General features: G+C 29.4%; 14 protein-coding genes. 10 read left to right on the top strand and 4 right to left on the bottom strand.

The features are described 5' to 3' along the window. Positions 1-2 precede the first annotated feature (2 nt). A complete protein-coding gene (locus BM549_RS06295; protein WP_290469489.1) occupies positions 3-773 on the top strand; it encodes a TIGR03915 family putative DNA repair protein in 771 nt (256 codons plus the stop codon). On the opposite strand, the gene BM549_RS06290 is transcribed toward BM549_RS06295, so the two are convergent. Together BM549_RS06290 and BM549_RS06285 are read right to left on the bottom strand one after the other, a co-directional pair. Further along, the gene (locus tag BM549_RS06290) at positions 770-1,015 is read right to left on the bottom strand and encodes a hypothetical protein (RefSeq protein ID WP_290469488.1); all 246 of its coding nucleotides are present in this window, start codon (positions 1,013-1,015) and stop codon (positions 770-772) included. The two genes, BM549_RS06295 and BM549_RS06290, sit on opposite strands and share 4 nt — an antisense overlap. Beyond that, the gene (locus BM549_RS06285) at positions 1,002-1,463 is read right to left on the bottom strand and encodes an SRPBCC family protein (RefSeq protein ID WP_290469487.1); all 462 of its coding nucleotides are present in this window, start codon (positions 1,461-1,463) and stop codon (positions 1,002-1,004) included. The genes BM549_RS06290 and BM549_RS06285 overlap by 14 nt, the downstream gene beginning before the upstream one ends. A gap of 224 nt (positions 1,464-1,687) precedes the next feature. Between BM549_RS06285 and BM549_RS06280 the strand changes: the two genes are divergently transcribed. The 6 genes from BM549_RS06280 (at position 1,688) to BM549_RS06255 (ending at position 9,524) form a co-directional block, all read left to right on the top strand. Beyond that, positions 1,688-3,613 (top strand): peptidylprolyl isomerase, encoded by a 1,926-nt coding sequence (locus BM549_RS06280; RefSeq protein ID WP_290469486.1) that lies wholly within the window; start codon positions 1,688-1,690, stop codon positions 3,611-3,613. A 133-nt stretch (positions 3,614-3,746) separates the two neighbouring features. Beyond that, positions 3,747-4,463, top strand: a complete 717-nt coding sequence (locus BM549_RS06275) for a peptidyl-prolyl cis-trans isomerase (protein WP_365336951.1) — start codon at positions 3,747-3,749, stop codon at positions 4,461-4,463. A gap of 1 nt (position 4,464) precedes the next feature. Then, a complete protein-coding gene (locus BM549_RS06270) occupies positions 4,465-5,874 on the top strand; it encodes a peptidylprolyl isomerase (protein ID WP_367112924.1) in 1,410 nt (469 codons plus the stop codon). Between the two features lie 8 nt (positions 5,875-5,882). Continuing rightward, a complete protein-coding gene (locus BM549_RS06265) occupies positions 5,883-6,836 on the top strand; it encodes a MoxR family ATPase (RefSeq protein WP_013868703.1) in 954 nt (317 codons plus the stop codon). Between the two features lie 4 nt (positions 6,837-6,840). Next, complete coding sequence (locus BM549_RS06260) at positions 6,841-7,035, top strand: hypothetical protein (protein WP_290469484.1); 195 nt, start codon at positions 6,841-6,843, stop codon at positions 7,033-7,035. A 221-nt stretch (positions 7,036-7,256) separates the two neighbouring features. Beyond that, the gene (locus BM549_RS06255; protein ID WP_290469483.1) at positions 7,257-9,524 is read left to right on the top strand and encodes an aconitate hydratase; all 2,268 of its coding nucleotides are present in this window, start codon (positions 7,257-7,259) and stop codon (positions 9,522-9,524) included. 87 nt (positions 9,525-9,611) lie between these two features. Here the strand turns inward: BM549_RS06255 and BM549_RS06250 are convergent, their stop codons facing one another. After that, the gene (locus BM549_RS06250) at positions 9,612-10,274 is read right to left on the bottom strand and encodes a hypothetical protein (RefSeq protein WP_290469482.1); all 663 of its coding nucleotides are present in this window, start codon (positions 10,272-10,274) and stop codon (positions 9,612-9,614) included. 218 nt (positions 10,275-10,492) lie between these two features. On the opposite strand from BM549_RS06250, the gene BM549_RS06245 reads away from it, so the two are divergent. From BM549_RS06245 to BM549_RS06235, 3 genes are all read left to right on the top strand, one after another. Next, complete coding sequence (locus BM549_RS06245; protein ID WP_290469481.1) at positions 10,493-11,170, top strand: Crp/Fnr family transcriptional regulator; 678 nt, start codon at positions 10,493-10,495, stop codon at positions 11,168-11,170. A 73-nt stretch (positions 11,171-11,243) separates the two neighbouring features. Beyond that, positions 11,244-12,110: an anti-sigma factor gene (locus tag BM549_RS06240; RefSeq protein ID WP_290469480.1), complete on the top strand. Its 867-nt coding sequence runs from the start codon at positions 11,244-11,246 to the stop codon at positions 12,108-12,110. Between the two features lie 122 nt (positions 12,111-12,232). Continuing rightward, on the top strand, positions 12,233-12,796 hold the full coding sequence (locus BM549_RS06235) for a TlpA disulfide reductase family protein (RefSeq protein WP_290469479.1): 564 nt from the start codon (positions 12,233-12,235) through the stop codon (positions 12,794-12,796). Here the strand turns inward: BM549_RS06235 and BM549_RS06230 are convergent. Continuing rightward, positions 12,785-13,936, bottom strand: coding sequence for a lycopene cyclase family protein (locus tag BM549_RS06230; RefSeq protein ID WP_290469478.1), 1,152 nt, complete (start codon positions 13,934-13,936; stop codon positions 12,785-12,787). The two genes, BM549_RS06235 and BM549_RS06230, sit on opposite strands and share 12 nt — an antisense overlap. Between the last annotated feature and the right edge of the window lie 5 nt (positions 13,937-13,941).

Below are 13,941 nucleotides of genomic sequence, written 5' to 3'. Positions count from 1 at the left end.
ATATGAATACAATATTAATTTATGATGGTACTTTTGATGGTTTTTTAACTTGCGTTTTTGTTAGTTTCGATCAAAAATTAAAAGATGTAAATATAGTAAGAGAGCAATTTTTTCAAGATACTTTTTTTGCTAAAAAAGAAACTGTTATAACACAAAAAGCAAAAGCAGATCGAGTTTGGGTTGGTTTAAAAAAGAAAATAAAACCAATGGAATTAAGCAGGCTGTATTATGCTTTTTTAAGTGAAAGTATAACAGTTGAAAATACACTATTTAAAGCTATACAATATATATTTAAAAGTGATGTTAATGTTGCTTCAAATTTTGCAAATACACATATTTTAGAGATTTCAAAACTCTCAAAAAGTGTAGGTAGAGAAAAGCATAGAATGGAAGCTTTTGTAAGGTTTAAACTTACAAAAGACAATATTTATTTTGCTAATATAGAACCAGACTTTAATGTATTACCGCTAATATCAAAACATTTTAAAAATAGGTATGCAGACCAAAAATGGATGATTTACGATTTAAAACGTAATTATGGTATATATTATAATCTTGAAAAAGTAGATATTGTTACTTTAGAGTTTGATGCCAAATACAACCCTACACATACTTCAAAAGATATTTTTTGTGAGCAAGAGTTAGAGTTTCAGCAGTTATGGAAAGATTATTTTAAAAGTACAAATATTGTTTCAAGAAAAAATTTAAAGCTTCATAAACAGCATGTTCCAAAAAGGTATTGGAAATATTTAAGCGAAAAGCAACCTAATTAAGCTACTTCAGGATTGTAAACTTGACCACGATGCGGTTTTAAACTATCTCTTATAGGTTTCATTTGGTCTTCATTAACAACTAAAAATGCGATTGCGTGTAAGTCGTTAATAGCTTCAAATCCAGTGATATTTAATGCTAGCTTTTCAGCTAAAATATATTCTTTTAAATGAATTTCGTGGTGTTCTGCAATTTTTAATGCATCTGGACCTCTAAAATCCCAGATTAATTTAAGCTGTCTCATTTTGTATACTTATACCTTTTTCGGCGAAATTTTTAAAATCTGTTAAATATTGCATAGATTGTTTTTTAAATGCTTTTGGCATAAAAACAGTCATCATTCTCATAAAAAAACTAGTAGCAATAAATTCGTTTTTAGAAACCCATTTTGTAAAACCATCTTCTGTTTCATGAAAATAATTCTCTTGAATATTGTGCATGCCTTTAGCATCATAATGTGCATGTAGCGTATGTGGTAAATTATTTTCTGTAATAGTTTCAATTAAGGTCATGGTTCTGCGACCAAAAGAATAATTTAGTTTCATTTTAGCACCAATACTTCCAGGATTACCAGAAACATGCTCATAACTTATTAAACCTCTTTGCCAATGTTTCATATTTTCTGGATTATCCAGAATAGAAACAAAAGTATCTATTGGAACTTCAATTAATATGGTAGAAGTGTATTCCATGAATTTTAATTAAATTTTCAACAAAATTACCACAGTAGCTTTAATAATTTGTAAAAGCAACGTTAAATGATTTTTTTATTCGATAAACGTATTACTTTCAAATAAAAGAATGCAACTTATTGTATAACAGTAAATAAATTAAATATTTTATCGTTATGTAATGTACTTGCTTTATATGCTAATATTGTTATTTTTGCAAGACTCAAAAAAAAACAATTTATCACATGAAAATTAAAATTATAGTTAAGTTTATTTGTCTATTTTTTGTTTCAGCTTTTAGTGCATTTGCACAAAATAATGATGTAATTTTCACTGTAGATAATACACCTGTTTATGCAACAGAATTTATTAGAGTTTACAATAAAAATTTAGATTTAGTAAAAGAAGAATCTCAAAAAGATATTGATGGCTATTTAAAATTATTTATTGAATATAAATTAAAACTTCAAGAGGCAAAAGCACTAAATTTAGATAAAAAACCATCATACCAAAGAGAGTTTAAAAGCTATAAAAAACAATTGTCTAAAAACTATTTAAGCGATAGTAAAGTAACTAATACTTTGGTAGAAGAAGCATATAATAGGCTAGGGTACGAGATAAACGCGAGTCACGTTTTAGTAAGAATTGATCAAAATGCTAGTGCAAAAGACACTTTAGCTGCTTATAACGAAATTTTAAAATTACGAGAAAGAGTTTTAAGCGAAGGTTATAAAAAAGTACAAAGTGATGTGCACAATGGAAAAACAATTTTTGCCGAAGATTTAGGATATTTTTCTGCTTTTAAAATGGTTTACCCGTTTGAAAATGCTGCTTATAATACTAAAGTAGGTGAGGTTTCTATGCCATTTAGAACTCAATTTGGATATCATGTAGTAAAGGTTTTAGATAAAAGAAAATCTCAAGGAGAAGTTACCGTTGCTCACATCATGATAAAAGATGATGAAGAGAAAATTAAAGAAATTTATAAAAGGTTAGAACAAGGAGAGCAATTTAGCGCTTTAGCAAAACAGTTTTCTGAAGATAAAAGCTCGGCAAGTAAAGGCGGTGAATTAAACCCATTTTCTGGAGGGCAATTAAGTTCTAGTGAATTTGAGAAGCAAGCATTTAAATTAGAAAATAGTGGAGATATATCTAAACCATTTAAATCTCAATTTGGTTGGCATATAGTAAAACTAATAAACAAAAAACCACTGCAGCCTTTTAACGAAATAAAAGCAGAATTAACGAACAAAATTAGACGCGATTCTCGATCTAAACTAATTGACGACTCTAGGATTAATAGCTTATTATCTAAATATAATGTAACTAAAAACCCAAATGCGTTAAGCTATTTTAAATCTATTTTAAATAAAAATTATACTATTGGTCGTTGGTCAATACCAAAAGATATTAAAGCCAAAGACACTATGTTTACTATACAAGGTAAAGCATTTAGTTATAATGATTTTGCTCAATATTTATTAAAAACACAAAGAAGAAATATAAACAAACCATTAGATATTGCATTAAATACTAGTTATACTTCATATTTAAACAGCGAATTATTTCGTTATCAAGAAGAAAATTTAATTAATGAAAATCAAGAATTTGCTCAAATAGTAGAAGAATATAGAGATGGATTATTGCTGTTCGATTTAATGGAAACTCAAATTTGGAACGCAGCAAAAAAAGATTCTTTACAAATTAAAACCTATTATGAAGATAATAAAGAGCAATACTATTATAAAGAACGAGTTGATGCAATTGTAGCATCTTCAGCAAAAAAAAGTGATATTAAAAAAGTTGCTAAACTGTTAAATAAAAACAATTCTATAGAAACTATTAAATCACAAATTAATACCAATAACAAAATAAACGTTAGCTTCACATCAGGAATATTAGCAAAAAACCATCAAGCATTACCTAAAGGTCTAAAAATAAAAAAAGGAGTATCAAAAATTTTCACTCATAATAATTCTTATGTTGTAGCTTTAATTAAAAATATATTACCAAAAACATTACAAACTTTTGATGAAGCAAAAGGAAAGGTAATTAGCGATTATCAAATAAAAAAAGAAAAAGACTGGCTAAAAACATTAGCTTCAAAATACGAAGTGAAAATAAACAAGGATATCTTGAATACAGTTAAAAATCAAATTAAAAATCAATAATATTAAAAAGTTAATTTACATACTAACCTTATTACTAGTAGTTTCTTGCAACTATTTTAATCCTCCAACAAACGAAAATGCAATAGCTAGAGTAGGAGAAAACTATCTATATAAAGAAGATGTTTTAGATGTTTTGCCAGAAAGTTACAGCGAAAGCGATAGTATTGTTTTAGTAGAAAATTTTATAAATCGTTGGGCTACAGAGCAACTTCTAGTAGAAAAGGCAACATTAAACCTTGAAGAAAAAACACAAGCAGATTTCGATAAATTAGTACAACAATATAAAAGCGACTTATATAGCAAAGCTTATTTAGAAGCATTAGTTTATAAAAGTTTAGATACTGTTGTTTCAATAAACGAAGCATCAACCTACTACGAGAAAAATAAAGAAGCATTTAAATTAAACGAAGAATTAATAAAATTTAGATATATTAATTTAGATGCTAATAGGTTAGATTTAAGCGATGTAACAGAGAAGTTTAAAAGGTTTAATGCTAGTGATAAAAAGTATCTAGATTCTATAGCAATACAGTTTAAATCATACTCGCTAAACGATTCAATTTGGATACGTGTAAATCAAGTAGTTAATAAAATACCAGTAGTCAATTCAGAAAATCAAGACGAATTGTTAAAAAAATCTAATTTTATACAACTCAAAGATTCATTAAGCCTATATTTGATGCAAATTAAAGAAGTACAACTTCGAAACACTCTAGCACCATTAGAATACGTAAAACCTACAATAGATCAAATAGTAATAAATAGGCGTAAGTTAGAGTTAATAAGACAGCTAGAAAAAGACATTACAAAAGATGCAATTAAAAACAAACAATTCGAAATTTATAAATAATTTGAAATACATTACAGCGTTAAGCTTATCACTTTTTGCAGTCTGCAGTATGCAAGCTCAAGAAATAATAGAAGAAAAAGAAGAAAAAACTACAGCAATTGATAGTGTGCAACCTTTTAAAGAGGTTAAAGTAGATGGTGTTGCAGCAGTAGTAGGAGAATATATTGTTTTAGATAGTGATGTAGACAAAACCATTTTACAGTTAAAAGCTAGTGGTAACGACATCTCTCAATTTACAAATTGCGAATTATTTGGAAGACTTTTAGAAGATAAATTATATGCACACCACGCCATACAAGATAGTATTGTTGTAAGTGATGCCGAAATTCGTTCGTATGTAAATCAACAAGTAGAAAGATTTAGAGTTAATTTTAAAACTGAAGACGAAATGCTTAAGTTTTATAAAAAAGACAACATAAAAGCATTAACAGATGAAATGTTTGAAATTAATAAAGCAAACAAATTAGCATCAGAAATGCAAAGAAAAATAGTTGACGAAATTGAAGTAACTCCAGAAGAAGTTCGTGAATATTTTAGCGGAATACCAGAAGCCGAAAGACCAATTTTTGGAACAGAACTTAAAGTTGCTCAAATAGTAATTGAACCAAAAGTAACACCAGAAGCAGAACAAGAAGTTATAGATAGACTAAACGAGTTTAAAAAAGATATCGAAGAAAATGGAGCAAGCTTTAGTGCAAAAGCTTTATTTAATTCGGCAGATACAGGCTCAAAAAGAACAGGAGGAAGACTACCAACCATGAACCGTGCAAAGCCACAAATGGTAAAAGAGTTTAGGGAAGCAACATTCTCTCTACAAGAAGGAGAAATATCAGAACCTTTTAAAACCGATTTTGGATGGCATATAGTATATCTTGAAAAAATTAGAGGTCAAGAATATGATGCAAGACACATTCTATTAATACCAGAAATATCTGAAGAAGCAAAAGCAGAAGCAAAAGCAAAACTAGAAGGTATTAGACAAAATATTATAGATGGAGATATTTCATTCGCAGATGCAGCAAGAGAAGCTAGTGATGAAATTAAAACTAAATTTGAAGGCGGATTAATAAGAAATCCAGAAACTCAAGATTTTACTTTCCCATTAACAAAAATGCCTACAGAAATTTATACAGAAATAGAAGATCTTGAAACAAATGAAGTATCAGAAATTGTGGCAGATTTTACAAGAACCGGAAACGTTAAATATAAAATCTATACAGTAACAGACAGAATAGATGAGCATAAAGCAGATTTCTCAAGAGACTTTTTAAAAATTAAAGAACTAGCCTTAAACGAAAAAAGACTAAATGCCATAGCTAAATGGCAAAAAGAAAAAATAGAAGATACTTACATTAAAATAGGAGGAGAATATAAAAACTGTGAGTTCACAAATAATTGGCTAAAAAAATAAAATATTAAATGTCAGACGTAAACGCTATAAACCAATTAGTAAAAAAATATAACGCTCTACGTAGCGAAATAGCAAAAGTAATAGTTGGTCAAGAAGATGTAGTAAATCAAATATTAATATCTATATTTTCTGGAGGCCATGCCTTATTAATAGGAGTGCCTGGTTTAGCAAAAACGTTAATGGTAAATACCATTGCAAAAACATTAGGCTTAGATTTTAAGCGCATACAATTTACGCCAGATTTAATGCCAAGTGATATTTTAGGAAGTGAAATATTAGATGAGAACAGGAATTTTAAGTTTATAAAAGGTCCAATATTCTCAAACATTATTTTAGCCGATGAAATAAACCGAACACCACCAAAAACACAAGCAGCACTTCTAGAAGCAATGCAAGAACGTGCAGTAACAGTTGCAGGTCATCACTATAAACTAGACTTACCATACTTTGTATTAGCAACACAAAACCCTATAGAGCAAGAAGGAACTTATCCATTACCAGAAGCCCAGCTAGACCGTTTTATGTTTGCAATAAATTTAGACTATCCAACTTTTGAAGAAGAAGTACAAGTAGTAAAAGCAACAACTACAGAAGTTTCAGCAAGCGTAAATGCTTTATTCTCTGCAAAAGAAATAATAGAATTTCAACAACTAATTAGAAAAATTCCTGTAGCAGATAATGTTATTGAGTATGCAGTAAAAATGGTCGCTAAAACAAGACCAAATACAAACACAGCTGCAGATTTAGTCAAACAATATATAGATTGGGGTGCAGGACCAAGAGCATCACAAAACCTTATTTTAGCAGCAAAAACACATGCAGCAATTAATGGTAAGTTTTCACCAGATATAGAAAATGTTCAAGCTGTAGCTATTAGTATTTTACGTCATAGAATAATTAAAAATTATAAAGCTGAAGCTGAAGGTGTAACCGAAGAACAAATAATAAAATCTTTATTTTAAAAAAATGACATTAAAAAAACTCATTTTACCATTAGTTGTTTACCTAATAGGCTTTGGTGTAACAATTATTGCAGCATTATTTAAAATGATGCATTGGCCATATGGAGCAGAGCTACTTATATTTGGTATGTTATTTCAGGCTTTAGGCGTATTAATTACTATAATTATTTTAATAAAACTTTATTTTAAAAAAGAATAAAGAAATCTTTCAAGTATTAAATCTTTAATTCTTGTCAATTTAATATTTTTCGCATAAAAATATTATTAAATTAATAATATTCACTATCTATTTTTAGAGTTTATTAGGTTTTTCGCAAACGTTTTCGTATTTCATTACAAATTTTTTAAATTCTTCAAGATTTTGTATTTTTGCGGTCTCGTAACTTAGAGATAAATAATAACAACCTTAAACTTTAATATATGGCATTCGATATCGATATGATTAAAAAGGTTTACGCTCAAATGGCAGAACGTGTTGACGCAGCTCGTGAAGTCGTAGGTAAACCATTAACACTTTCAGAGAAAATTTTATACAATCACCTTTGGGATGGTAAAGCAACTAAAGCTTTTACTAGAGGTAAAGATTATGTGGATTTTGCTCCAGATCGTATTGCATGTCAAGATGCTACTGCACAAATGGCATTATTGCAATTTATGCAAGCTGGTAAAGATAAAGTAGCAGTGCCAACAACGGTACACTGTGATCACTTAATACAAGCAAAAGAAGGAGCAGCAGCAGATTTAAAACACGCTAACGATGTAAGTAGCGAAGTATTTAATTTCTTAGAATCTGTATCTAATAAATATGGTATAGGTTTCTGGAAACCAGGAGCAGGTATTATACACCAAGTTGTATTAGAAAATTACGCATTTCCAGGAGGAATGATGATTGGTACAGATTCTCACACAGTAAATGCTGGAGGATTAGGAATGGTAGCAATTGGTGTTGGTGGAGCAGATGCTGTAGACGTTATGGCAGGTATGGCTTGGGAACTTAAATTCCCTAAATTAATTGGTGTAAAGTTAACAGGAGAACTTTCTGGTTGGACTGCACCTAAAGATGTTATTTTAAAAGTAGCCGAAATTCTTACTGTAAAAGGTGGAACAGGTGCTATTGTAGAATATTTTGGGCCTGGAGCTAAAGCAATGTCTTGTACAGGTAAAGGAACAATTTGTAACATGGGTGCCGAAATTGGAGCAACAACTTCAACTTTTGGATACGATGAATCTATGGAGCGCTATTTACGTGCTACAGATAGAGAAGATGTTGCAGATGCTGCAAATAAAGTTAAAGAGTATTTAACTGCAGATGCAGAAGTTTATGCTAACCCAGAGCAATATTTCGATCAAGTTATAGAAATTAACTTATCAGAATTAAATCCATTATTAAATGGACCTTTTACTCCAGATTTATCTACATCTGTAGGTAGTGATATGACTGAAAAAGCTAAAGCTAACGATTGGCCAATTCAAGTTGAATGGGGATTAATAGGATCTTGTACAAATTCATCTTACGAAGATTTATCTCGTGCTTCTTCAATTGCGCAACAAGCTATAGATAAAGGTTTAAAAATGAAAGCAGATTTAGGTATTAATCCTGGATCAGAGAAAGTAAGATACACAGCAGATCGTGATGGTATTTTAGGCATATTTGAAAAATTAGATGCAAAAATATTTACAAACGCTTGTGGACCTTGTATAGGGCAATGGGCAAGATATAGTGATCCTAAAAACGCACCTAAAAATAGTATAGTACATTCTTTTAACAGAAACTTTGCTAAACGTGCAGATGGAAACCCAAATACACACGCCTTTGTTGCATCTCCAGAATTAACAGCAGCTATTGCAATTGCTGGTCGTTTGGACTTTAATCCAATGACAGATAAGTTAATTAATGAAGATGGTCAAGAAGTAATGTTCGATGAGCCTAGAGGTTGGGAGTTACCACCAAAAGGTTTCGAGGTTAAAGATAACGGCTATTTAGCTCCTGTTGAAGATGGTAGTGGAGTAGAAGTTGTAGTTAGTCCAACATCTGAACGTTTACAATTACTTACACCTTTCGAGCCAATAGGTAATGAAATAAATGGTGCTAAACTTTTAATTAAAGCATTTGGTAAATGTACAACAGACCATATCTCTATGGCTGGACCATGGTTACGTTTCCGTGGACATTTAGATAATATTTCTAATAACTGTTTAATTGGTGCGGTTAATGCTTTTGGAAAGAAAACTAATTTTGTTAAAAATCAATTAACAGGAGAATACGCAGGTGTTCCAGATACGGCGAGAGCTTACAAAGCAGCAGGTATTAAAACTGTTGTAGTTGGAGATCATAACTATGGTGAAGGTTCTTCTAGAGAGCATGCAGCTATGGAGCCAAGACATTTAGGTGTTGCAGCTGTAATTGTAAAATCTTTTGCACGTATTCATGAAACTAACTTGAAAAAACAAGGAATGTTAGGTTTAACATTTGATAATGAAAGTGATTATGATTTAATTCAAGAAGATGATACTTTCAACTTTATTGATATAGCAGAATTTGCACCTAATAAACAATTAACTTTAGAAGTTGTTCATGCAGATGGTAGCAAAGATGTTATTAAGTTAAATCATACCTACAATCAATCTCAAATAGATTGGTATAACGAAGGTTCTGCTCTTAATTTAATAAAGAAGCAAAACGCTTAATATATATTATTACAAAACAAGTAAAAAGCGCTTAGAAATTAATTTCTAAGCGCTTTTTGTATGTTGTTAAGTTTTACTATTAATTAGTTACCTTATTTGGTGTATAGTAAAATAAGTATTTGCAGAATCTCCTAATAGACTTAAATTTAATAAATCGCTATTTACTTTAAATGTAACTGTATCTCCTGCACTTAAACTAATTAGCGTTGTAACATTTCTTATTGGTGGTGTGACATTAGCAGATAAGACGCTTACATTTGCAAAACTGTTTGTAGATTCTAAAACATTGTTTTTGTAAACTGAAAGACCAAAATTTGTGGTTGCAGAAATTATCGAGTTTGCTTTTATTTGGGCATATAAACTATAAATGCCATCTTGTTTAGCGACAAATTCATGGGTAGTTGTGTTAAATTCATCATTAACATCAAAATCTTCGTCATCAAATGGTATTAAAGCTTCATTTCCTACTAAAGTAAGGTTTACTAAACTAGAGGTTGAAAACTTTCCTTTTACCGCTGTTTTTAATACAGCTTGTACAATTTTTCTAGATTCCACTCTCTTAACAATACCATCACTAGAAACTACTAAAATAGAGTCTCTAATTGTGTTTTCGTTTGTTTCTTGGTCTAAAGATCTAATCCTTAGGTTTCCGTTAATATCTAAACTTGCGGTTGGCGCAGTGGTTCCTATTCCTACTTGTGAAAAAGCAGAATAACTTATTAAACAGAATAATAAAATTTTAAAGTTCATAGCAATTATTTAAAAATTAACAATAACCATCAACTAGTTGATACATAGCTTTGTAAAGATATGAATAAAATTAGCTTTATCCGCTTAAGTGTCTTGTTTATTCGATGAAATGCATAAATTTTAATTTATAGAGTTATAATTATTTGCATATGAGCATTTTTTTAAACTTTAGTAAGGTAAAATATTGCTTTACGACATATAAATTATAAGCTTTTATTATGAATACATTATGGTTTTTTGAAGATTCTAACCTATTTAAAATTTTATGTCCACATAAATTTAAGTGTTATAAGGGTAATCATAAATTTGATGATTATAAAAAAAGCGATTATATATACTTCACACAAGATTCGGCAAATAAGGTCTACTTAATAGAAAAAGGTAAAGTAAAAATTGGTTACTATAGCGAAGCAGGAGAAGAGATAATTAAAGCCATTTTATCTAAAGGTCAATTATTTGGCGAAAAAGCAATTTTAGGAGAGTCTAAGCGTGATGAGTTTGCACAATCTATAGAAAACACCACTTCAATTTGCCCTATTAGTGTAGATACAATGTATAACTTAATGCGTGACAACCAAACATTTAGTTTTAAGGTTTATAAATTTATTGGTTATAAACTAAAAAAGTTAGAAAGAAGATTGCAACTTTTAATGTTTAAAGATACAAAAACAAGACTTTTAGAGTTTTTAAATGAGTTATGTACAGATTATGGTTACGATTGCCCAAAAACTGGAGATTATATTATAAACCATCCTTATACACAAAAAGATATAGCATCTTTAATAGGTACATCTAGACCAACATTAAATATCCTTTTAAATGAATTAAAAGAAAGTAATGTTTTAGATTTTAACAGAAAAGAAATAAGAATGTTTAAAAAAATAGCACAGTGTTAGCTAGCTAACATTTTTTTATGATTTGTAGTTATAATTTTGAAGAAACAAATAATTATAATTAAAAAACAAAGCAATGATTAAAAAAATGATTTTTGGAATGTTGGCAATAAGTTTATTAGCCACTTCTTGTAGTAATGATGATGATGGCGAAACGTCTCAAGTCACCACAGATTTAGTTTTAAAATTAAATGGTCTAGAGGCTTTAGGTGACGATTTTGTATACGAAGGTTGGATTATTGTAAACGGTAATCCTGTGTCAACTGGCACGTTTAGCTCTGTTAATTTTCCTCAAAGTTTTACGGTTAATGCAGAGCAATTAAATTTAGCAACACAGTTTGTATTATCAATAGAGCCAGCAATAGATCCAGATCCATTACCTGCAGAAACTAAAATTTTAGCAGGAGACTTTGTAGATAGTTCTGCTACGTTAAATACTGGTTTAGTTGGAGATTTTAGTACTGCTTCGGGTGCTTTCTTTTTAAGAACACCAACAGATGAGACAGGAACTAATAATGGTAATGACCAATATGGCGTTTGGTTTGGTAATCCAGGAATGCCGCCAACAGCTAATTTTACTTTACCAATTTTACCAGATGGTTGGGTATACGAAGGTTGGGTTGTAGGAGATTCTGGGCCACTAACAACTGGAACGTTTTTAGATTTTGATACGGTAGATGATTTAGCTCCTTTTAGTGGTGCTTCTGCAGGACCGCCAATTCCAGGTGAAGATTTTTTTAATAATGCGCCAGTAGGAGAGTCTTTTCCTTTAGATATTAGAAACCGTACAATTGTAATTTCGGTAGAGCCAGTACCAGACAACTCTCCTGCACCGTTTACTTTAAAACCTTTATTAGGTGTTGCAGGAACAGAAACAGCACCGGCAACACATGATTTTAATTTAAATTTAAGCTCTTTGCCAACAGGAACTGTAACAAGATAATAGCACAAACAATACCATATTTATTTTAAATTGTGATTTTAGATTAAATATAGTATTGTTTGTTTTTTTGTTAGATTTGAAGCGTTAATTATGTTATTAACGCTTCATTGTTTTAGTATAATATGAAAAATAAAAAATTCCCTATAAAAAATAGTTTATTTGCAATTGTATTAATCTTATTAATTATTCCTCAAACAAGACAAAAAATACAAATTGCTGTACACTCTGTAATTGCAAAATTAAGTCCAAACGTAGAAAGTACAACTAACTTAAAAAATGTAAGTAGTTATAACTGGGAATTAAGAGATTTGGAAGGAAAAAATTTTAATTTATTAGAAGTTAAAAATAAAGTGGTATTTGTAAATATATGGGCAACTTGGTGTCCGCCTTGTATTGCAGAGATGCCTTCAATTCAAGCACTTTATAATGATTATAATGATAAAATTGAATTTGTTTTAATATCTAATGAAAATGCTGAAACAATAACAAAGTTTTTGAAAAAAAAGAACTATAATTTAAATAGCTATAATCCGCAAACTCAAATACCAGAAACCTTTAATGTTAAAAGTATACCACGAACATTTTTAATTAATAAAAATGGAGAAATTGTTATAGACGAATCTGGTGCAGCTAATTGGAATAGTGAAACAGTTAGAGCTACAATAGATAAACTTTTAAGGGAATAAGGTTTTAAAAAAGGCTTTTATAAATGAAAAAGAAAATAGAGATTTCATTATTTTAAATTCTTCGAAAAAATTAGAATCTTCATCTAAAAATTTAAACATGGTTTCAATTGAATTTTTTGTGTAAAAATTTTTAAATATCCATTCACCTTTTTCATTTTCATCATACAGAACTTTTAGAAATATTTTATCGTAAAATTTATATTTACTATTAATTAAATTCTTAGATGGTGATTGGTTGTTTTTTAAGTTTTCAATTAGCTTTTTAACTTTCTTTTCAGAATTTTTAAATGAATAACCAGTCGAGGCTTTTACCCAACCACCAGCAGTACCTATTTTAGTAATGTTTTTTTGTGAGTATTTTTCAAAAGGAAATACCGACATAGGTATTCTTCCATGTTCTGTAGCTAAAATTTTATACGATTTTATTTTTAAAATTTCTGATATATATTTCTCTAAATATTTATCGTAAGTGGTATTAGCAACCATTTCTTTTGTAAAATAAGTAAATTCAACTAATGCTTTTGTTTTAGAAAAAGGTAATACGTAGGTAAATGAAGTTTTTTCACCATCTTTTAACCTATAATCCATCATTGTAAATTGTTGTAAATTAAATTCAGGTGTTGCTGTTTCTATAGTCCAACCTTTAAAATGTTGAATAATATTAGAGTAATTATTAGATTTTAAAAAAAAATCTTTTGGTAGTCTACTATCAAAGACGTGATTAGAGGTGTATAAATTATTTTTAGTTTCTACAATTGTTTTATTTTTATCTGTAATTTTAATTACATCTTCAACAATAAAAGTGATATTGTTGGTATTGTTTATAATCGCTTTGGCATAATTATAAAAGTCTATAGCTTCTATAGTTTTATAGCTGTATGGAGATAAACGTAGCGTTTTACTTTTTTTAGAAGAGTAAAATATAGATTGATGCCAAGTATTTTTTATTATAGCCTCCCATTTTCCTTCACCTTTTTCCCAAAAACTCCAAGTCTTATCGTTTGTAGACTTGGTAGATTTATCTATTAGTGCTATTTTTTTATTTTTAAAAAAGGAGTCTTTAGCAAAAGCAATAGCTAATTGTAATCCGGCAAGACCATTGCCAACTATTATATAGTCGAAAAATTGGCTTTTTTGCATTAAAA

Source organism: Lacinutrix sp. MedPE-SW (genome assembly GCF_001874145.1).
Taxonomy (GTDB): Bacteria; Bacteroidota; Bacteroidia; order Flavobacteriales; family Flavobacteriaceae; genus Lacinutrix.
The sequence above is the reverse complement of the archived record's forward strand: the minus strand, read 5'-3'. Positions and strand labels throughout refer to the sequence as shown.

Excerpts from the sequence above, each read along its gene's own strand:
- BM549_RS06295 (WP_290469489.1), top strand. The coding sequence starts at position 3 with ATGAATACAATATTAATTTATGATGGTACTTTTGATGGTTTTTTAACT.
- BM549_RS06290 (WP_290469488.1), bottom strand. The coding sequence starts at position 1,015 with ATGAGACAGCTTAAATTAATCTGGGATTTTAGAGGTCCAGATGCATTA.
- BM549_RS06285 (WP_290469487.1), bottom strand. The coding sequence starts at position 1,463 with ATGGAATACACTTCTACCATATTAATTGAAGTTCCAATAGATACTTTT.
- BM549_RS06280 (WP_290469486.1), top strand. The coding sequence starts at position 1,688 with ATGAAAATTAAAATTATAGTTAAGTTTATTTGTCTATTTTTTGTTTCA.
- BM549_RS06265 (WP_013868703.1), top strand. The coding sequence starts at position 5,883 with ATGTCAGACGTAAACGCTATAAACCAATTAGTAAAAAAATATAACGCT.
- BM549_RS06260 (WP_290469484.1), top strand. The coding sequence starts at position 6,841 with ATGACATTAAAAAAACTCATTTTACCATTAGTTGTTTACCTAATAGGC.
- BM549_RS06255 (WP_290469483.1), top strand. The coding sequence starts at position 7,257 with ATGGCATTCGATATCGATATGATTAAAAAGGTTTACGCTCAAATGGCA.
- BM549_RS06250 (WP_290469482.1), bottom strand. The coding sequence starts at position 10,274 with ATGAACTTTAAAATTTTATTATTCTGTTTAATAAGTTATTCTGCTTTT.
- BM549_RS06245 (WP_290469481.1), top strand. The coding sequence starts at position 10,493 with ATGAATACATTATGGTTTTTTGAAGATTCTAACCTATTTAAAATTTTA.
- BM549_RS06240 (WP_290469480.1), top strand. The coding sequence starts at position 11,244 with ATGATTAAAAAAATGATTTTTGGAATGTTGGCAATAAGTTTATTAGCC.
- BM549_RS06235 (WP_290469479.1), top strand. The coding sequence starts at position 12,233 with ATGAAAAATAAAAAATTCCCTATAAAAAATAGTTTATTTGCAATTGTA.
- BM549_RS06230 (WP_290469478.1), bottom strand. The coding sequence starts at position 13,936 with ATGCAAAAAAGCCAATTTTTCGACTATATAATAGTTGGCAATGGTCTT.